Raw genomic sequence first — 18,573 nt, forward strand, 5'->3', positions numbered from 1 at the left:
GGGTGACAGGCGTCTAAGAGGCCGCCTGCGTCGCCCGGTGCCGGTAGTAGGTCGCCTTGGACCAGCCGACAGTCTTGGCTGCTTCGATGACACCCAACCCCTCGTTCTCCACTAGGTGGGCGACAGTGCGCAGGTTCCGTGCCACCTTCGCCGGATCGACTGGTGGACGTCCGAACTGCATGCCGCGAGCACGCGCAGAGTCCACGCCGGCCTGAACCCGTTCCTGGATGAGCTCGCGTTCATACTCCGCGAAGGTCGCCATCAAATGCAGCATCAACCGACCCTCACGGTTGGACGGGTCGATGCCATCTGACAGCGATCTCACCGCGATTCCCCGGTTGTGGAGGTCTTCCACTGTGGTGATGACGTCGATCATGGAACGCCCGATGCGGTCGATGCGCCACACCACCAGCTCGTCGCCACTATGGAGTCGATCGTCGAGGTTTGCCCATCCAGCGCGCGACCTGGCTTCCTTGGAACCGGAGACCTGATCGGAGAAGATGGCACTGTCCTTGACGCCTGCATTGATGAGTGCCCGGCGTTGCAGATCGTCATCCTGTTTGTCCTTTGTTGACGTGCGGGTGTAGCCATACTTCATCGACCCCTCCTGCCCGGAAGCAGCGCTGCTTCGTCCAGAGCAGCCTTTACCCACACGCTCAATCGCCACAACCCGAACCCGGCACCGGCGATGAGGCCGACGAGCCCGATCCCGGCGGCGATCTTCAGCCACAGGGCCCACTCTTGGTCCATCGCCCACCGGACACCGACGACAAGAGTCCAGATGGTCATCACGCCCATGAGCAATACCGTGGCCACGGGGATCAGAGTGAGGCTCATGCGAGCAGCTGTTGCCCATCCCAACGGTTTTTGGAGGTGCTCGGCTACTTCCACAAGTCGTTCTGCGCCCTGACTGGCCGCATTGAGGCTTCCAATGGCTGCGTCGACTCGTTGAGTGGCCCCGTCGGCCACTGCCGTTGCTGTCTCGTTGATAGTCGTTACCGCCTTGTCCTTGGTCGCGATGATTGCCCTTCCGGCGGCGTTGAGTGCCTGCTGGTACTTCTGGTCGAATCGGTTGGCATGGTCAGAGTTCCAAGCCGTCGTGGTCTTTATCTGACTCGTCGATGCGATCAGCGACGAAACTGCGGATTCGATCTGCTTTCCGTCGATCACGCTGGCGAGCGAGCTTAGCGTCTGCCCGATCTCGCGCAGCTCGTTCCTCACGTTCTCGCTCGTCAAGGAGTCGCTGGGTGCGGGCACGGATGCTTGCGTGATCGATTGCCGGAGCTTGTGCTCCAGGGCCTCGATCTTCTTGCTCGTTTCCTGGTCCATGATCTTCACGTATGAGGCGAGCTTCTGCTGTCGCTCCGCCAACCCTGCCAGACGGCTGTTCTGCGCCTCGACGGCGGTAAGGATCGAGGTCAACACCTCCATCATCCTTTCGGATTGCTCCACGGGCAATGTCGACTGCGCGTCTTGCTGCTTCAGCCGTTCTAGTGCTGCGCTCATTGTCTTGTTCCTTCTGAATCTGGTTCTGTTGGTGGTAGTCGAAGAATGCTTGTGCGCCCTCCGGTGTGAAGTCCGTTGAGAGAACCGAGGTACGCTTTCGCCGCTCGGCCCGACCGGTTTCACCGCGTCGGTCCTCGATGTAGAGCGTCCAGGTCTCAAGACCTTCGCGCTTGCCCTTCTTGACGACCGACGTGTGGAGCCGCATCCGGGGCGGAACCCCGCCGTCATCCAAGGACAGCTGATTCTGTTCGTCGAGCACGCCAACGAGAGCCGCCTTGTTCGTCGAGCGAGGGTCTCCGAGAGCGGCCATCATGCGATCGCCCATCTGCCGGTCCATAGACCCCTCAGCAAAGTCTTCCCGACGAAGCTCCCAGTCCTTCGGCTGGTGGTCCACTCGCTTGACTACTGATAGACCGTGCTCAAGCATCAGCTCGTCGTTCGCCGATTGCACACCACGCTGGTCACCAGACTTCCGGTCGTGGAACGTTCTGTACTGGGAGAGCGCTTTGCCGGTCACGTTGTTGTGGTTAATCACAATGACGTGGTTGTGCACTTTCCCACCACGGCCGTCGATGTGCGTGACAACGAGGGCGTCCGAGTTCGGGTGCATCTTCTTGGCAAGGAGATACCCGAGATCATTAGCCCACTGCACGTGGTTTGAGTTCTTCGGATTGAACTCCTCGTCGCTGAACGACTGCCGGTAGTGCAGGACTTCGACCTCACGCCGCGTGTTCTGTGTCGATGCCCGTGCCCGGGTTGCGAACGCGCCAGGTGGCCCCGGGACATCGCACGTAATAGCCACACCCCGTTCATCGTTCAAGCCACGGACGTATCTTTCAGTTTCGGCAGCGCTATTGCTGGGACTGTAATGGGTGGTGCTCATCCGGCCCTGCGATCGCCAAAAAGATCACGCACTTCGCGTAGAAGTTTCATCAGCTCAGCTGTGTCGATGCTGAGCGAGACGGGTTCACCTGCGCGGGCACGGCGGTCGAGATCATTGACGTTGATGGCCAGCGGTCGAATTTGTGCAGCCAATGCTCGGACATCCACCGACACTTGAGCTCGCTGTTCGCCACCGATAAGTGCAGCTGCAACAACAGCATCGAGCTCATCCGTCCGCGATGCATGCAGAGCATCCCGGACGACGGACTTCACCCACACTCCGGGCTGAAGCCCGAGGCGGTGCGCGCGGGCGCGCACAGCTGGAAGTGTTGTGTGGCCGAAGTCCACGTCGAGCTTCGCCCGACTGGAACGACGCTTCGCGCCGTTGCTCGGACGCACAGCTGTCATAGCATCCCGACCGGCGTTGCTTGGGGTGTCGGGGTGCTGATCCATCTGTACGTCAGAGCGGCAAGCAGTAGCCCCGTCAGACACTTCGCTGGCGCTCGTGTCTTCCTGGGCTGCTTGCGAGGGGGCTGAGCCCCCTTCGATCCCCGAGACGGACGAAGCGTTGGACTCGTCGTCCATCATGCGCCCGCACCCAACGTTCCACCTGGCTCGCCGAGGTTCGTCGGCGCCGACGAACCTGTATCAGCTGACGGACGAACAGTCCTTGAGCCCTTGGACTTGGCGGCCGCGAGAATCTCCACGGCCTCACCCGAAAGTCGTTCATACACGGTGGTGTCCTGCTCGCGCAGAAGTTCGATGACCTTCGCATCAATCTTCGTCTGTTCGGCTGCCGCATCCCGCTTGAGCTTGGCGATGCGATCCGAGGCCTGTTTCCTGGCCTTGGCAATTTCGGCGTCGAGGTAAGTGGAGATCATGTTCGTCATGGTGACGACCTTTCTTTTAAGAGAGTTACGTGCGGAGCCGACCCGCGATGGCGGCGACCACTCTGTGGTGGTCCGGGATATTTTCTTAGCGTTAGTACGACAACAGATCAGTGTTGCAATGGGTCCGGGGTGTGCCACCGTCATGGCGAAGCAGAGGCGCGGCCGCCATGATGCGCGTTCAATTGCCACCCGCAAGGACGTCCGGCCTTGGTAGGTCCTGCGGAGATATCGGCCATGCGCTGGTGATCTGATCGGCATGTAGTTCTCGAAGTACCCTCGCTTCCACGGAGGGCTTGGTTCATATGGTTGAGGTCTCAGACAGAAGCAGCATGCTAAAAGAAATGTGCCCGTGATTCGCGATCCTGTTTTCTGGTGTCTTGTTGGCTGCGCGCAGCAGGACTGAGGGATTCCGTCTGTCGCATTGTTTTGAGTGTGTTGAAGGCGGGCGCGGCTCGGGAAGATGCCGACTCCGCTGCATTCGCATTGCGGGCTGACCAGGAGCAGTCCGGTGCTAACTAACAAGTCACCGCACCAAGTCGCGCGGTCTGTTCTCACGATCGCGCATCCATGCGGTCAGGTCTTGAGGGTCGATCCGCCAACGGGCGGACTTTTCATATCCTCCGACGTTGATCGCACGGAGGTCTCCTTTGGCGATGAGTTGGCGGATCCACCAAGGGGTCACCCCTATCACCATCGCTGCGTCTTTTACCTCGAGTAGTGCATAGTCCCGGCTGATGCTGTCGAGAATGCTTGTCAGAGTTGTGTGGATAGTGCATTGCATAGGAATGCCTCTCGGACTTCGGGTTGAAGATCCGATGCCGTACGCATCTGGCGTACATCGGCCCCGTACGGCCTCGTGGCCGGTTTCGTTCGCCTCATTCGAGACGCAAGCAGCTAGGTTGGCTGCGCTTTGACGGTTCGGCTCCGTGGAGCCTGGCAACTCCAGTGTACCAAAATGGTAGCGATTTGTACTAGTGTGTGTTGTATGAACGAAGCCAACAACCATGCTGAGATTGACGTGCCATCCGAGAGTGAGATGCTCAAGGCGGCCTACCGTAGTTCCGGCTTGACCATTGGTGACCTCGCGGTTGCAACCGGACTGAGTGCGGGAACAATACATATCGCCTTGAACGGTTTCCGATATCGTGCAGGCAAGGCGAATGTCGCGATTCCGCCAGACCGCACACTAGTTAAGTTGGCCTCCGCGCTTGCCATTCATCCGGACGTTCTCCGCGTCCACGATCGCTCCCGTGCTGCAGATTTGCTAATTGAAGCCAGCCGCGTCCAACCACCACAGGAGGTTTCCTTCGCATCTGAGCGTGAAGCCAAAGCGGCTGTGGCCGGGAGGTCCGTCCTCGTGCGGCAAATCCTTGGTCTGTTTTCCGCTGACGAGCTCCGAGAGGAGCTTGAGCGCCGGGACCAGGTGGAGCACGAGCTCTTGAAACGCGAGGCCGAGAAAGACATCTCCGAAACTCTGATGACGGACCGGTGGCCACTATGACCGTGCATGATCTCTGGACCGGGCTGTCCAAGGCTGAAGTCGCCCAGAAGCGTGCACGCAACGCACCGCGCTGGCAGAGAAGATGGCGAGACGGCGTTGGAAGGGGCGTGCCTCAACGCAAGCAGTCTTACAAAGAGCATCAGAAAGCTCAGGCGTACCAAGACGATGCCAACCAGATGGGCCTTCCCAAGGCTCGGGCCGTACGCACAGCCTCCGTGACAGTGGGCACCCTCCTGGATCGCCATCTGGCTGCCAAGGCAGACCCGACGAGTTCGCCCAACACCGTGAGTGCGGATTTGCACCACGCAGGTGTCGTCCGTGAGGCATTCGGCGACCGTGTCGTCTCGACCCTGGACACTACGGAGATTGAGATTTGGGCGCGGCGAGAGGGTTTGGCCCCTTCGTCGCGGAAGAAGCAGGTCGAGATCCTCCGGGCAGCCTTCAAGCGCGGCGTTCACGACAGGCTCGTTGACGCCGACCTCACGGACGGTATCGTCGTTTCCCTCGGCCATGTGGAACGCCCCTATTGGTCGTCCGAAGAGCTCATGGCCGTCATTGCGGCTACGCCAAAGGTTGCTGACAAGGCGCTCTTGGGGGTCCTCGGTCTGATGGGCGTGCGCTCCGGCGAGGCCCGGTCGCTCCTTGTCGGCCACCTGATCGACGGCAGACTCTGGGTCAGAAATTCGGGATCCGGCACAGACACGACCAAGACCCGTGCCAGCCGCCGCCGCCTTCCGGTGCCTGAGGCCATGCTGCCTTGGCTGCTTGAACTTTCCTACGGACGCCCCGAGTCGGCTCACCTGTTCGAAAGCCCGCGCAAGCCCGGCCATCCGGTCGGAAAACGGTATGTGTCTGACGTAGTGACCCGCGGCGTCACCCGGGCGAACGCGGGCCGAACCGAAAGGATCGCCCGTATCAACGTCCACGGGCTGCGGCACACGTTCGCCGCCATCGCCCTCTCCGAGGCCGGCGGGGACATCTTGTCTGTCAGTCGGGCACTGGGCCACTCCAAGCCTTCGACCACCCTCAACGAGTACGGCCATCTGGCCCCTGCTGGACTTGAGCCGCTTATGGCAAAGATTGACGGCCTTGTCGCGGGAAGGGGAACGCTCGAGTGACGACGGTCTCCTCCGGGTCGGCCACGGGAGGATATTTGACGCTGAAGGCTGTGTTGCTGGAGGAGCCGCTCTCAAAATGAGCTGAGAACTGCTTCGTGCACTACGAACATCCATGCCGCTCACCAGGCCTACTAGGCACTGCCTTCATAACCCATTTGGTATGTTCTAGCATGAGCATCGATCGTTACACAGCCCCGGCATCCACCGTATTCGAAGGCCTCGATCAGGCTATCGAGCGCATTACGGGTGCAAGCATGAGGTCGGATCAAATTGCTATAGGGGAATCGCTCTACTGGGGAATCACCCTCGATGAGCTGCTGTATAAAGCACACGGGACGCGCTATGAGCTTGCTCGGGACATTGACTCGCATGGCGCGTGTGTCAACGGCGCACGCTTGGCGAGGAACGCAATTACCCATGGCGCCGTGCTTGTCCAGTCGATTCAGGGCGGCCTGACGTTCCCAATGACGTTCCCAGTGTTGTTTGGGGCACCGGCGTGGTTGCCCCTGGATCGCATCGTCGCACTTGCCCGCCCGCGAGCATCTAGTCGGTTGTCAGCCCAAAAGGCGAGCTACGCAGCTCACTTCGCGACTAGGCCGCCTGCCGAACCGCCGCGTAAGTTACGAGACTGGATCGTGGTGGCGGCAGACATGGGCTTCACGCTGTAGTTTAGAGATTAGAGCTGTTATCCATTTGAGTGGTGAGACCATTCCAGCGTCGCCTGAAAGAGTCCAGTTCTCGCAGAGGAAGCGCCTCCGCAGTGCAGAAGATTATTCTGTTCCCTCAAGGTATGCGGTAAAGGCAATGAAGTCTTGCAGAGCTGCGCAAAATGGGCGTTCCGGAGACGCTTCTAGCATTGGTGCGCCCCAAGTGCGCCCCAACTCTTCCAAACTCTTCATTTACCAGGGTAAATTTCATCTGGTTCCATGCTTTGCAAGCAGGGGGTTCGGGGTTCGAGTCCCCGTGCCTCCACCATAAGGAAAGTCCCGGACAATGGAAACGTTGCCCGGGATTTTTTCGTTTCGTTACCTAACGCTCTTGCACACCCATAAGCTTGAACGGTGACTTTTTTGATCGCCGCGATCGGCGTATTGGGTGTGGCGTCCTCGGGACCTCTCATTGCTGCCACCTTGGGTGGCACAGCGGTGACAGCCCTTGCTATCGCGTTTTGGCGCAACGCCATCGCCTCAGCCCTGATGGCTGCACCCGTACTAATCAAAAATCCTGGTTCTTTTCGTCGCGTCACCCGAAGTGAGCTGCGCTGGTGCGCGATTGCCGCCGTCGCACTGGCTTTCCACTTCGCGTGTTTTATCACCGCTCTGCAGCTAACCTCCGTGGCCGCTGCCACGGCACTGGTTTGCCTCCAATCGGCGTGGATAGCTGTCTTCCAGCTGCTCCGGGGCACCAAACACCGCTGGCCGGTCTTGGTAGGCCTTGGAATCGCTTTCTGCGGCGTTCTAGCCATCACAGGAGTCGATATGGGCTCTTCCCACGAAGCAATGCTTGGAGACCTTCTAGCGGTCGCTGGCGGCGCCCTGGCAGGGATGTACACCTTAGCTGGGGGCCGCGCACGCCAAACGATGACCACCGGAACCTACACCACCCTCTGTTACGGCCTCTGCGCGGCAGTGGTGGCCGTCCTAGCGCTGCTGACCGGTCAGCGGCTCGTAGGGTTCGACGCCGCAGGCTGGGCTGGGATTTTTGCCATCACCCTTGCGGCGCAACTGTTAGGGCACACGGCTTTCAATTATTTGCTCGCCACCATGAGCCCATTGGTGGTCTCGATGATTATTTTGTTGGAGATCCCAGGGGCAGCCATTCTTGCCGCTATTTTTCTGGGCGAAGTACTCCCGGCTGGCATTTATCTGGCTCTGATCCTCATCCTTGGTGGATTGGCCGTAGTGGTTGCTGGGCAACGTCGGGGCAAAAAGATCCCACCGATTGCCGAGCTAGGCGCCGACTAGCTACAGATACTGAGTTCTAGGATCCGCTGTCTAAAAACCTCGGCTCACATTCATTGGGTTAGATTCCCCCGCGGCGGGTGGGTTGGCCGGTGTTAGCCGTATGAATGGCCCGCAAAAGCTTCGCTGGGAAGTAGACGGAGAAAAACACCACCATAGGGGCTTTGAGAGCCATTTTGGTCACATTGTGGGCCTTGTAGGTGCGGTCAAAGCGGTGCACGTAATAACGGTAGTCCTTGGGTGAATCCTCGAGCCGGCGAGCCGACATCCCCGAGACCATCTGGGGCCAGTATTGAACTTTGAGTTGATGCTCGGCCAAATGCAGGGACAGGTCAATGTCCTCATGCATTTCGTCTTTCTCATCGCGGCAGGCTTCGTCGCAAATTTGTTCCCACGCACTTTTGCGAAGCGCCATATTGGAGCCAAACAGGAAGTGGTACTGGTGTTTGGCGAGGCGGAGCATAAGTTGGCGCATCCGGTCATCAGCTTTGAGCCCAAAGCGCCGCATGGGCATGTCGTAATAAACCACTGGGCCGGTAGCAGCCTGCACATTGTCATCCGCGAAAGCCTTTTGAACCTGTTCAACCCAATCCGGTTCCATCACCGAGTCCGCGTCAATACGCCCCAAGATCTGACCGTTGGCATGGTTGAGGCCATAATTTCGGGTGGGGATCAATCCTTGCTCGGTGTGCTGACTAAGCAGTTTGATAGGTGTGTCCGGGTACTCAGTCTGCATTTGACGCACAATCTGCACGGTGCGATCCGTAGACTTGTTATCCACCACAATGATTTCCCCGGCCGGCACGGACTGGTAGATGGCAGCGATCAGGCACTGCCGGATGACCGATTCCTCGTTATATGCCGGGATCACAATAGAGACGCTCAAAGCCGCGGAGGCATCAGCCTGCGCGGTTGGGTTGGGTCTATGAGGAGACATCGAACACAAACTTAGCATTAGCTCAGAAAACAGAACGGACCCTGCCGGTGGCGGGGTCCGTTCTTAGCTTTAGCTGCGCTTAGTTCTCGCTAGCCTTGTCAGCCTGGTTCTGCATGCTTGAGGCGATGTTCTTCACAGCCGTCTTAGCATCCGTGGCTACTTTAGGGGTGGCCTCGGCATTTCCTGCTGCGGGCTCCTCGACTGCCTCCTCAGTAGTTTCAGCAACGTGCTTTGCCTTTTCAGCAACAGCGTCCTTAGCTTCTTCGGCAGCGGCGGAGACATCGTCCCCAACAGCCTGAGCTGCTGCAGCGGCTTCAGCCTTGGCGTCTGCAGCTACGTCACGAACCGTGGTGGACGGTGCCGGTGCGGCAGGAGTCTTCCACGGGTCTTCGACGGGGCGCGTGGCCTTCCAAGCTGCAACACCTGCAGCCACGGCTGCGGCGATGATGCTGAAGATCAAGAATCCACGGTTTTTGGGCTTGGGCGCCGGGGCAACTTCAGAGCCGATCTTCTTCGCAGCATCCTGTGCGAACTTCTGAACGTTCTTGGCCTGCCTAGCTGCCTTCTTGCCCTGATCCTGCAACTGGTTTACTACGCCAGCATCTGCCAGACGCTGTGCAACGGCGTCCACCTGAGCTGGAGCGTTTTCCAGGCTGCGGTGCACGGCGTCAGAGGCGTGACCAATCTGTTCGGAGAGCAAAGGCAAGTACTCGCCAACTACTTTGTCGCGGGCCTGACCCAACGCCGGGGCAGCTTTATCAAAAGCGCCCTGAAGCTTTGGCGTGGCGTCTTCCACGGCGTCGTGAATCCGCGGGCCAAGCTGGGCCAAGGAATCCTGAAGCTTCGGCGTAACTACTGCAACGCCGTCGGCCAAATTGTGAGCGGCTGACTTGAGGCCTTCTTGAATCTTGGGCGAAGCGGTATCCAGCCCTTGCTGAATACGTGGAACAGCCCAGTTCACTGCGGCCTCTACTCGCGGTGTGGCCCAGTCTTTGGCGGTTTCAACACCGGAGACCACACTCTGTTCAAGGTCGCGGGCAATACGATCTGTCTTTTTCACAACTACCTCCCGGTCAGAACGATCCTTATAAAGGGGTTCGCTGTTAGCCTACGTGCCTTGGGCTATCCCGGCTATTCTCGCGCGCAGAATGTATTGGGATTTCACCGAACGCTGAACTCATTCACCATCCAACCAACGCACCAAGACCCGTGAAAGAATGAAGTTATGACTGCTATCGCAACTGCCAAAGCAACCCTCCACACGAGCCTGGGCGACATCGTCGTTAACCTCTTCGGTAACCACGCTCCTAAAACCGTTAAGAACTTCATCGGTCTCGCCACTGGCGAGCAGGCATGGACCCACCCCGAAACCGGTGAAGACAAGACTGGTACCCCGTTGTACAACGGCACCATCTTCCACCGCATCATCAAGGACTTTATGGTTCAGGCCGGCGACCCCTTGGGCCGCGGCGTTGGTGGCCCGGGCTACAAGTTCGACGATGAAATCCACCCGGAATTGAACTTCAACTCCCCGTACAAGCTGGCCATGGCCAACGCCGGTATCCAGGGCGGCCGCGGCACCAACGGCTCACAGTTCTTCATCACTACCGTGAACACTGACTGGCTTCAGGGCAAGCACAGCATCTTTGGCGAGGTTGCTGACGAGGAATCTCGCAAGGTTGTTGACGCGATTGAAAGCGTTCGCACTGGCATGGGTGACCGTCCGGTAGAAGACGTAGTCATTAACAGCATTGATGTAGAGCAGCTTTAAGCCTCTATGAGCTATGGAATTCCGGCGGCACAGCCGTCCGCTGATACCCCTGTCTGTCCGCGACACCCGGACCGCCCCTCGTATGTGCGCTGTCAGCGCTGTGGGCGGCCGGCATGTCCGGAGTGCCAGCGGGCGGCCGCCGTCGGATTCCAATGCGTTGACTGTGTCAACGAAGCCCAGCGTTCAGTAGCGGGCAACAAAACTATTTATGGCGGCACGGTCCGTGCTGGCCGGCCCATGGTCACTCTGGGCATTATTACGCTCTGCGCTGTGGTGTACATCCTGCAATGGATCGTCCCCAATGACGCAGTGTTCCAAAATTTCGCCTTCGCGAACATTTATGCGAGCCCCGAGTCCGGTGTGTTCGAACCGTGGCGCATGCTGAGCTCGGCGTTCCTCCACTCGCAAGGGTTCATTCTCCACATTGCGCTCAACATGTACTCGCTGTGGATCTTTGGCCAAGCCCTGGAACCCCTGATTGGCCGCGCCCGATTCTTAGCGCTTTATCTGCTCTGCGCCATCGGCGGGTCCGCAGGGTTCTTGCTCTTGACCCCCATGGTTCCCGTTATTGGCGTGGTGGGAGCATCAGGCGCCATCTTTGGTCTCTTTGGTGCCATGGTGGTTATCCAACGGCACCGCGGCGGTGACATCCGCCAGCTTCTAGTGCTGATCGGTATCAACGCCGTCCTGGGATTTATGGTCAGCGGAATCGCATGGCAGGCCCACCTAGGCGGCTTGATTACTGGCCTCCTCGGGGCTGCCGTGATCGCCTACGCACCCAAGGGACCCAAGCGGAACCTCCTGCAGGTTCTGGGTCTGCTGTTGGTCCTTGCCGTGGTGGTTGTGGCTGTGTGGATCCGCGTACAAACCGCAACGGTCTAGGTTCCGTTTTGGGGCTTTCTGAACCCGTCTTATCCACAGGGTTTGTCCACAGTGTTAATAACTTACAAGCGTGTAATTCACTGACGTTTTGGGCCTAAATCACCTGCATCCTGTATGTCCAGAATCGGATCCACATTGGTTATCCCCACTTGTGGATAACTTGTGGGTAGTGCTGTGTGGAAATGTGGACAGTTCTCCCAAGGGAGAAGGTCCCTATAGTGGACGGGCCTTACATGGGCAGTTTGCCGCAGGAACTCTGCGGACCAGCACCGGCGAAGCGATCCGCCGTCCACACCAGCAACTCCTTGAGTGGCGGTGAGTTCTCGGTAACCACTGAAGTTGCCATGGAGACCAGGGTTCCCGGATCAGTAGGGCACAGTTGGACGCGAGGGCACCGGCCCACAAAGCTGCTTGACCACCCTGGGGATATGGCCACTTGATGCACACAAGGTGTTCAATCCAAACAGACCGTGAACAGCACCCGACTTCTCAACAGGGTTATTCACAGTGTTAATAACTTACAAGCGTGTAGTTCACAGCTGGATTTAAGCCCTGATCGCACTATGCGCGGTAACTTTTCCTCAGCTCACCCCAAAGTTTTCCCCACCTGTGGATAACTTGTGGGTATCCACTTGTGGCTAAGTGGATAACTCGGATCTAGTGACGGGTTTCGTACAATGATTCGGAGCCGAGCTGTTCACTGTGAAAATCTACAGCGAAGCGGCCAGCTCGGTTCCTTGGCGGATAGCGCGTTTGGCATCTAACTCAGAAGCCACGTCAGCACCGCCGATGATGTGTGGTTGGATCCCGGCAGCCACCAGTTCAGGTTCGAGCGTGCGGACGGACTCTTGACCAGCACAAATCACCACTGTGTCAACGTCCAGAATCTCCGGCCGGCTGTGGTCTTCACCAAAGCTGATGTGCAGACCGGAGTCGTCGATCCGCTCATAATTCACACCGGTAAGTTCTTGGACATTCTTTGCTTTAAGCGCAGCACGGTGCACCCAGCCGGTGGTTTTGGCCAAGCCAGCCCCAATGCGGCCTTCCTTGCGCTGGAGCAAATACACGGTGCGGGCAGCGGCGCTTGCTACTGGCTTGGTGAGCGAACCAACGGCGGTCGGATTCGAACTAACGCCCCATTCTCGCTTCCACTCCTCAAGGTCCAAGGATGCTGAATGCTCGGTGGTGAGGAATTCGCTGACATCCACACCAATGCCACCGGCGCCGATCACTGCCACTCGATCACCAGCAGGTTTTCCGTCACGGACCAATTCAGCGTAGCTGAGCACCGAGGGGTGATCGATGCCGGGAATGGAGGGCATACGGGGGGTCACCCCGGTGGCGAGAACAACGTCGTCGAACCTTTCCTCCACAAGTTGCGCAGCGGTGACTGCCGTATTCAGGCGGACGTCCACACCCAGCACCTCGAGTTGCTTGGTGTAATAGCGAATAGTCTCAGCGAACTCCTCTTTGCCAGGGATGCGCTGGGCAATACCGAACTGACCGCCAATGCTCTCGCGCGCCTCAAAGAGAACCACCTTGTGACCGCGGCGGGCCAAACTTACCGCCGCAGAAAGACCAGCAGGACCACCTCCGACGACGGCAATGGACTTAGCACGCCGGGTAGGCATCAACTGCAAAACAGTTTCGTACCCCGCCCGTGGGTTCACTAGGCATGAGACGGGTTTGTTGGAAAAAGCGTGATCCAGACACGCCTGGTTGCAGGCAATACACGTATTGATGAGTTCAGTTTGGCCAGCCTGAACCTTATTGACCCAGTCAGGATCGGCCAAAAGCGGACGGGCCATGGAGATCAGCTCGATTTTCCCTGAGCTCAAGATGGCTTCGGCGGTCTCTGGCATATTAATCCGGTTCGCTGCAGCCACAGGAATATCAACTGCTTGGGCAACCCGCTCGGTGAACTCAACAAAGGCCGCCCGCGGAACGGAAGTCACAATGGTGGGAACTCGAGACTCGTGCCAGCCGATGTCAGTGTTCAGAATGGAGACGCCAGCATCCTGCAATTCGAGGGCAAGTGCCTCGATTTCCGCGAAGGTTTGCCCGTCGGTGACTAGATCGGCCATGGAAAGCCGGAAGATGATGAGGAAGTCAGGACCACACTCGGCCCTCATGGTCCGGGCGATTTCAACAGCAAAGCGCCTGCGATTCTCCGGAGAGCCACCCCAGCGGTCCGTGCGCTTGTTAGTCCGTGCAGCCAAGAATTGGTTAATCAGGTAACCCTCGCCGCCCATAATCTCCACGCCGTCATAACCGGCGCTTTGAGCTAGCTTGGCGCTGTGTACAAAGTCCTTGATGTGCCGCTCCACGCCAAGACTGCTAAGCGCGCGAGGGGTGAAGGGGTTGATGGGAGACTTCAACGCCGAGGCGGACACACTCAGTGGATGGTAGGAGTAGCGGCCAGCGTGCAGAATCTGCAAGGCGATTTTTGAACCCTCAGCATGAACAGCATCAGTGATTTCACGGTGAGCATCTGCATGCTTTTGGCTGGCCATGCGTGCACCCCTCGGTGCTAGCCAGCCACGCCGGTTGGGTGCGTAACCGCCAGTGACCATCAGCGCCACACCCCCGCGGGCACGCTCGGCGAAGTACGCAGCCAAGCGTGGAATGTCCTTGGTGTGATCTTCGAGCCCGGTGTGCATGGAACCCATAATGATGCGGTTCTTGAGCGTCACACTGCCCACCTGGAGCGGAGCTAGGAGGTGAGGGTATGCGTTCATGTGGGAGCCTTCCATAGGAACATGTTACTGGAGAGTAACTTAGCCCGCTAGCGTTATGGGTCCACAATCTCTTGAGTCACCCAGTAACAGCAGATTTCCGGTGCATCCCGAGTTTTCCACAAGTAATCCACAATGTGGGTAACTTACACAGCTGTAACTTCACGCGTCGATTTCTCCCGTGCTGCCGGGAAATCAACAGGCAGCGCGAAAGTTGTCCACATTTGCACTGCCTGTGGATAACTGTTGTCCACTCTTGTGGACAGCTGGCTCAAAGCCGCAGCCACTCTCACCAATACGGCAGATCCCCTGCTCTGCTCGTGGCAAGAGTCTCGTGGCAAATATTCAGCACCAATACAAAACGGCGGGAACCCACCTTTGGTGAGTTCCCGCCGTCGGACGTTAAGTGGTGTTGCTGGCTACCTAGGAGCGCCAGCGTGTGGTCATCAAAAAGCCGATGATCGCAATGCCAAAGCCAATACCGATATTCCACGCTTCTGCGGCGGCAATGGGCAAAGTGCCTTCAGAGATGTAATACGTGATGATCCACAGCAGACCCAAAATCATCAGGCCGAACATCACCGGTTTGAACCACACCGGGTTCGGCTTGTAAGCAGTGGCAGCGGTGGTAGTTTCCGGAGCGCGACGGCTTGAACGCTTGCGGGGTTTGGACTCAGGCACGGGTCCTCCTGGGACGATCAACATAGGGCCAACGGCCGCACCCAAGTTGGTATCCTGCTAGAAGGAAAGCCGAGGGACGCGGCACGCCAGCGGCGTGTAATGCTTCAGCAGCCAATTCTAGCTGTTATTCACAGCACATCCGGCGTGAACCGCACGTCCCGGATGCTGATCGCGGAAAGGGGCGGCGCAGTGCGTAAAGCCGTCCAAGTAGTTGGCGAGCTACTAATCACCGCCGGAATCATCCTGGTGCTCTTTGTGGTGTGGGAGATGTGGTGGACCAATGTCGAGGCGGATAGCCGCCAAGGACAAATCCTCAAGCAGTTCGCCCAAGAGCTGCCAGCGCAGACCACGCAGCCCAACCCGAGCACTCAGACAAAGGATTTTGGTGCTCCAAAGGTGGGTACAGCTCCACAACACGGACAAACCATCGGCGTGATCTACATTCCGCGCTTTGGTGCCAACTACACCCGGCCCCTGATTGAAGGAACCAGTGCTGACGTTCTGGACACGTTGGGGCTTGGCCACTACCCAAGTACCTCAATGCCCGGGGCCCTGGGCAACTTCGCCTTTGCCGGTCACCGCCAAACCCACGGTGCGGTGCTGGACAATATCCACACCCTAGTGCCCGGCGACCGGATCTACGTTCAAACCAAAGACGGGTATTACACCTATGTGTACCGCAATACCGAAGTTGTCTTGCCCAACCGCAGCGACGTCCTGTTGCCCACCCCCACAGAAGCGGGAGTAGCACCCACAGAACGAGTCTTGACCATAACCAGCTGCAACCCACGCTTTGGCTCCCAGGAACGCATCATCGCGTACTCGGTCATGGAGAGCTGGCGGCCCGCATCGGCAGGGCCTCCCGTAGAGATCTCCAAGCAGGTCGCGGCACTCAAGACGGCGGCATAAAACATGTATGCCTGGATCTTCCGTCACCTCCCCGGCCCGAAATGGTTCCGCATTTTTCTCAGCGTGTGCCTTTTGGCTCTAGCCTTACTACTGGTGGTCACCTTCGTATTCCCGTGGCTCTCAGAACTCACACGATTCACCGACTCAACGATTGGTACAGCAACCCCGCGATGACTAAAACTCGAATTTTGGTTGTAGATAACTACGACAGCTTTGTTTACACACTGGTGGGCTACCTGCAGGAAATTGGTGCCGAGACCACTGTGGTGCGCAATGACGATGTCACCCTTGCCGAGGCGATTGATCTTGCTGAGGCGCGTGACGGTGTGCTGATTTCTCCCGGGCCCGGCAATCCGGCAGAAGCGGGAGTCTGCATTGATCTCATCAAATGGTGCGGTGAAAACAACAAACCCATGTTTGGTGTGTGCTTGGGACATCAGGCGCTAGCCGAGGCTTACGGTGGCGTAGTCACCCACGCGGCTGAACTGATGCACGGCAAAACCTCGTTGGTGGAGCACGGCGGCGGCAGCGTTTTTGCGGGGCTTCCCTCGCCTTTGCGGGCCACTCGCTACCACTCACTTGCGGCAGTGCGCGAAAGCATCCCTGAGGTCCTGGAAATCACTGCACAAACGGCCGACGGTGTGATTATGGGTCTCCAGCACAAAACGGCACCGCTCTCTGGTGTGCAGTTCCACCCGGAATCGGTATTGACCGAGGGTGGATACCGGATGCTTGGTAACTGGCTCGAGCAGACTGGCCTAGAAGGAGCAGCTGAGCGTTCGTCCACGCTCAGCCCCTTGATCAAGCACTAGAACGCCGACAAGGCATGGGACCGCTTTTCCTCGACCCAAGTTCTCACCGGTAACAAGTCCTAGCTAATTTTTGCTTTTACCCTTGGGCGGGTTGGGTCCGGAGCCTGATCCAGCGCCGGTGTTCGTAGCTGTGGACGTAGGTGTTGGAGTCGGCGTTGGTGTGGGCGCGGCCTTTGCCACCGAAACGGCCAAGGCCGAACCTTGATCCACACTCGAATTAGCGGCATCCACCTGATCGGTAATCTTGCCGGTGACGTCAGTGTTGGGGTTCTCCACCTCGGTCACAGATAGCGTCAGGCCCAGTGGTTTGAGTAGGGCCTCGGCTTCAGCAACAGTTTTGCCACGCATCTCAGGGACGGCAACTTTGCCGGTGGACACCACAATTTGTACCGTGCTGCCAATGGGCACGGTGGCGCCGGCAGCTGGGTTTGTGGAAATGACCCTGTTCCCGGGAACCGTCACACTATTGGCAAAAGTGGTGGTGGGTGCACCCACTAGTCCGAGTTGACGCAGGATGTCACGGGCTGCAGCCTCCGTCATCCCGGCAATAGTTTTGGGAATGACGGCGCTGCTGGGACCGGTGGAAATGTTCAGCGTGACTTCAGAATTGGGATCCATGGAAGTTCCAGCCGCCGGGACGGTGCCAATGGCCTGTCCCTTCGGCACCGTGGCATCGGCCACTTCATGCGTAACCGGCTTCAACTGAGCGCCATACAACTTATTGAGAGCATCCGATTCAAGCAGCTTAGAAACCGCCGGCACTTGAACCTTGACCGGAGGCGCAGGCTTCTGGGTCAACTGCATGTACAACCAGAGCCCACCGCCAACCAGGACCAGCAGCGCAAAAACAATAAAGGTGGCAATCCAACCACGACGGCGGGACTTCTGTTGGCGGGTTCGGTCGCGTTCGGGGGGCAAAACTAAGGGGAGGCCGTCAATTTCCTGAGCGGTATCCGTCAACGGTGACGGGGCGTCGTCGGCCTCTACCATGGCAAAGTTATGCGCCTGAGTCTCTGCATCGCCTACCGCAAGGAGTCCCTCGGTCCGCTCGCTGTCCGGAATGACATCATTGGGGTCCGTGCGAACCTCAACACCATCGCCTGGGTGCAGAAAAACGCCGCTACGAGCAGCACGCAAGGCACGCCTAAATTCCCCGGCCGTTTGGAAACGGTCCTTGCGATTTTTCCTCATCGCTATGGCAAGAACACTGTCCACGGCCTCTGGAACCTGTGGGTTAATGCTGCTGGCTGGTTCCGCGGTCTGCCGCACATGCTGGTAGGCCACCGAAACCGGACTGTCACCCACAAACGGTGGGCGGAAGGTTAGGAGCTCGTACAACATGCACGCAGCGGAATATAAGTCGCTGCGCGAATCAACGGTCTCGCCCAGCGCCTGCTCGGGTGAGAGGTACTGCGCAGTTCCCACCACGGCTTGGGTTTGAGTCATGGTGGCTGAAGAATCGGCGATGGCACGGGCTATGCCAAAATCCATCACCTTCACCGCATTGGTGTTCTCTGAGACCATCACGTTGGCGGGTTTGATGTCGCGATGGATGATGCCTGAATCGTGGCTGTACTCTAGGGCGGATAAAACACCCAATGTGTAGCCAATCGCTTGATCAACCGTGACTTCTTCAGACTTGATCAGATCTCGCAACGTCCGGCCAGCAACGTACTCCATCACAATGTACGGAGCCCGCAAAGCGTCCGGCCCCGCCTCGCCAAGTAGCTGTTCACCGGAATCATAAATGGCCACAATAGAGCTGTGATTCAGTGCTGCAACCGATTGAGCTTCACGCCGAAACCGCGCCAAAAACTGAGGATCTCGCGCGAAATCGGCACGCAATAACTTGATGGCAACCGTACGTCCGAGGCGCGTATCCACACCACGGTGGACGTCCGCCATCCCGCCGCGGCCAATCAAATCGCCGACTTCATAACGTCCACTCAGGACACGCTGGCTTGACACTGCTTCGCTGTCCTTTCTGT

Annotated in this window: 19 protein-coding genes; 8 read left to right on the forward strand and 11 right to left on the reverse strand. The window is 58.3% G+C overall.

The window, feature by feature from the left end:
• Positions 1–13: 13 nt before the first annotated feature.
• From ACQR35_RS09670 to ACQR35_RS09695, 6 genes are all read right to left on the reverse strand, one after another.
• Complete coding sequence (locus tag ACQR35_RS09670; RefSeq protein WP_430269901.1) at positions 14–598, reverse strand: recombinase family protein; 585 nt, start codon at positions 596–598, stop codon at positions 14–16.
• Positions 595–1,170 carry a hypothetical protein gene (locus ACQR35_RS09675; protein ID WP_430269902.1) on the reverse strand — a complete coding sequence of 192 codons (576 nt, stop codon included), beginning with the start codon at positions 1,168–1,170 and terminating at the stop codon, positions 595–597. The genes ACQR35_RS09670 and ACQR35_RS09675 overlap by 4 nt, the downstream gene beginning before the upstream one ends.
• Positions 1,082–2,389 carry a relaxase/mobilization nuclease domain-containing protein gene (locus ACQR35_RS09680; protein WP_430269903.1) on the reverse strand — a complete coding sequence of 436 codons (1,308 nt, stop codon included), beginning with the start codon at positions 2,387–2,389 and terminating at the stop codon, positions 1,082–1,084. The genes ACQR35_RS09675 and ACQR35_RS09680 overlap by 89 nt, the downstream gene beginning before the upstream one ends.
• Positions 2,386–2,976: a hypothetical protein gene (locus tag ACQR35_RS09685; RefSeq protein WP_430269904.1), complete on the reverse strand. Its 591-nt coding sequence runs from the start codon at positions 2,974–2,976 to the stop codon at positions 2,386–2,388. Before ACQR35_RS09685 ends, ACQR35_RS09680 begins: the two co-directional genes overlap by 4 nt.
• Complete coding sequence (locus ACQR35_RS09690; protein WP_430269905.1) at positions 2,973–3,278, reverse strand: hypothetical protein; 306 nt, start codon at positions 3,276–3,278, stop codon at positions 2,973–2,975. The genes ACQR35_RS09685 and ACQR35_RS09690 overlap by 4 nt, the downstream gene beginning before the upstream one ends.
• 523 nt (positions 3,279–3,801) lie before the next feature.
• On the reverse strand, positions 3,802–4,059 hold the full coding sequence (locus ACQR35_RS09695; protein WP_430269906.1) for a helix-turn-helix domain-containing protein: 258 nt from the start codon (positions 4,057–4,059) through the stop codon (positions 3,802–3,804).
• Positions 4,060–4,263: 204 nt separating this feature from the next.
• Here ACQR35_RS09695 and ACQR35_RS09700 point away from each other — a divergent pair, with 204 nt between their 5' ends.
• The 4 genes from ACQR35_RS09700 (at position 4,264) to ACQR35_RS09715 (ending at position 7,861) form a co-directional block, all read left to right on the forward strand.
• Entirely contained in the window at positions 4,264–4,779 is a 516-nt protein-coding gene (locus tag ACQR35_RS09700) for a helix-turn-helix domain-containing protein (RefSeq protein ID WP_430269907.1), read from the forward strand.
• Entirely contained in the window at positions 4,776–5,897 is a 1,122-nt protein-coding gene (locus ACQR35_RS09705; RefSeq protein ID WP_430269908.1) for a tyrosine-type recombinase/integrase, read from the forward strand. The genes ACQR35_RS09700 and ACQR35_RS09705 overlap by 4 nt, the downstream gene beginning before the upstream one ends.
• Before the next feature lie 170 nt (positions 5,898–6,067).
• On the forward strand, positions 6,068–6,565 hold the full coding sequence (locus ACQR35_RS09710; RefSeq protein WP_430269909.1) for a hypothetical protein: 498 nt from the start codon (positions 6,068–6,070) through the stop codon (positions 6,563–6,565).
• A gap of 393 nt (positions 6,566–6,958) precedes the next feature.
• Positions 6,959–7,861 (forward strand): DMT family transporter, encoded by a 903-nt coding sequence (locus tag ACQR35_RS09715; RefSeq protein WP_430269910.1) that lies wholly within the window; start codon positions 6,959–6,961, stop codon positions 7,859–7,861.
• Positions 7,862–7,919: 58 nt separating this feature from the next.
• Here the strand turns inward: ACQR35_RS09715 and ACQR35_RS09720 are convergent, their stop codons facing one another.
• Together ACQR35_RS09720 and ACQR35_RS09725 are read right to left on the reverse strand one after the other, a co-directional pair.
• Positions 7,920–8,795, reverse strand: coding sequence for a glycosyltransferase (locus tag ACQR35_RS09720; RefSeq protein WP_430269911.1), 876 nt, complete (start codon positions 8,793–8,795; stop codon positions 7,920–7,922).
• A 79-nt stretch (positions 8,796–8,874) separates the two neighbouring features.
• Positions 8,875–9,855, reverse strand: coding sequence for a hypothetical protein (locus ACQR35_RS09725; RefSeq protein WP_430267636.1), 981 nt, complete (start codon positions 9,853–9,855; stop codon positions 8,875–8,877).
• Between the two features lie 165 nt (positions 9,856–10,020).
• Here ACQR35_RS09725 and ACQR35_RS09730 point away from each other — a divergent pair, with 165 nt between their 5' ends.
• Together ACQR35_RS09730 and ACQR35_RS09735 are read left to right on the forward strand one after the other, a co-directional pair.
• Positions 10,021–10,566 (forward strand): peptidylprolyl isomerase, encoded by a 546-nt coding sequence (locus tag ACQR35_RS09730; RefSeq protein ID WP_430269912.1) that lies wholly within the window; start codon positions 10,021–10,023, stop codon positions 10,564–10,566.
• A 6-nt stretch (positions 10,567–10,572) separates the two neighbouring features.
• Positions 10,573–11,448, forward strand: a complete 876-nt coding sequence (locus ACQR35_RS09735; RefSeq protein ID WP_430269913.1) for a rhomboid family intramembrane serine protease — start codon at positions 10,573–10,575, stop codon at positions 11,446–11,448.
• Between the two features lie 710 nt (positions 11,449–12,158).
• Here ACQR35_RS09735 and ACQR35_RS09740 read toward each other — a convergent pair.
• Complete coding sequence (locus ACQR35_RS09740; RefSeq protein WP_430269914.1) at positions 12,159–14,186, reverse strand: FAD-dependent oxidoreductase; 2,028 nt, start codon at positions 14,184–14,186, stop codon at positions 12,159–12,161.
• A gap of 420 nt (positions 14,187–14,606) precedes the next feature.
• Entirely contained in the window at positions 14,607–14,864 is a 258-nt protein-coding gene (locus ACQR35_RS09745; RefSeq protein WP_430267640.1) for a cell division protein CrgA, read from the reverse strand.
• Positions 14,865–15,026: 162 nt separating this feature from the next.
• On the opposite strand from ACQR35_RS09745, the gene ACQR35_RS09750 reads away from it, so the two are divergent.
• Together ACQR35_RS09750 and ACQR35_RS09755 are read left to right on the forward strand one after the other, a co-directional pair.
• On the forward strand, positions 15,027–15,773 hold the full coding sequence (locus ACQR35_RS09750) for a class E sortase (protein ID WP_430269951.1): 747 nt from the start codon (positions 15,027–15,029) through the stop codon (positions 15,771–15,773).
• A gap of 170 nt (positions 15,774–15,943) precedes the next feature.
• Complete coding sequence (locus ACQR35_RS09755; protein WP_430269915.1) at positions 15,944–16,585, forward strand: anthranilate synthase component II; 642 nt, start codon at positions 15,944–15,946, stop codon at positions 16,583–16,585.
• Positions 16,586–16,648: 63 nt separating this feature from the next.
• Here the strand turns inward: ACQR35_RS09755 and pknB are convergent, their stop codons facing one another.
• Positions 16,649–18,553, reverse strand: a complete 1,905-nt coding sequence (pknB, locus tag ACQR35_RS09760) for a Stk1 family PASTA domain-containing Ser/Thr kinase (RefSeq protein ID WP_430269916.1) — start codon at positions 18,551–18,553, stop codon at positions 16,649–16,651.
• Positions 18,554–18,573: the final 20 nt, after the last annotated feature.

The sequence above is a fragment of the Pseudarthrobacter sp. J1738 genome (assembly GCF_050490315.1).
Taxonomy (GTDB): domain Bacteria; phylum Actinomycetota; class Actinomycetes; order Actinomycetales; family Micrococcaceae; genus JBNPEO01.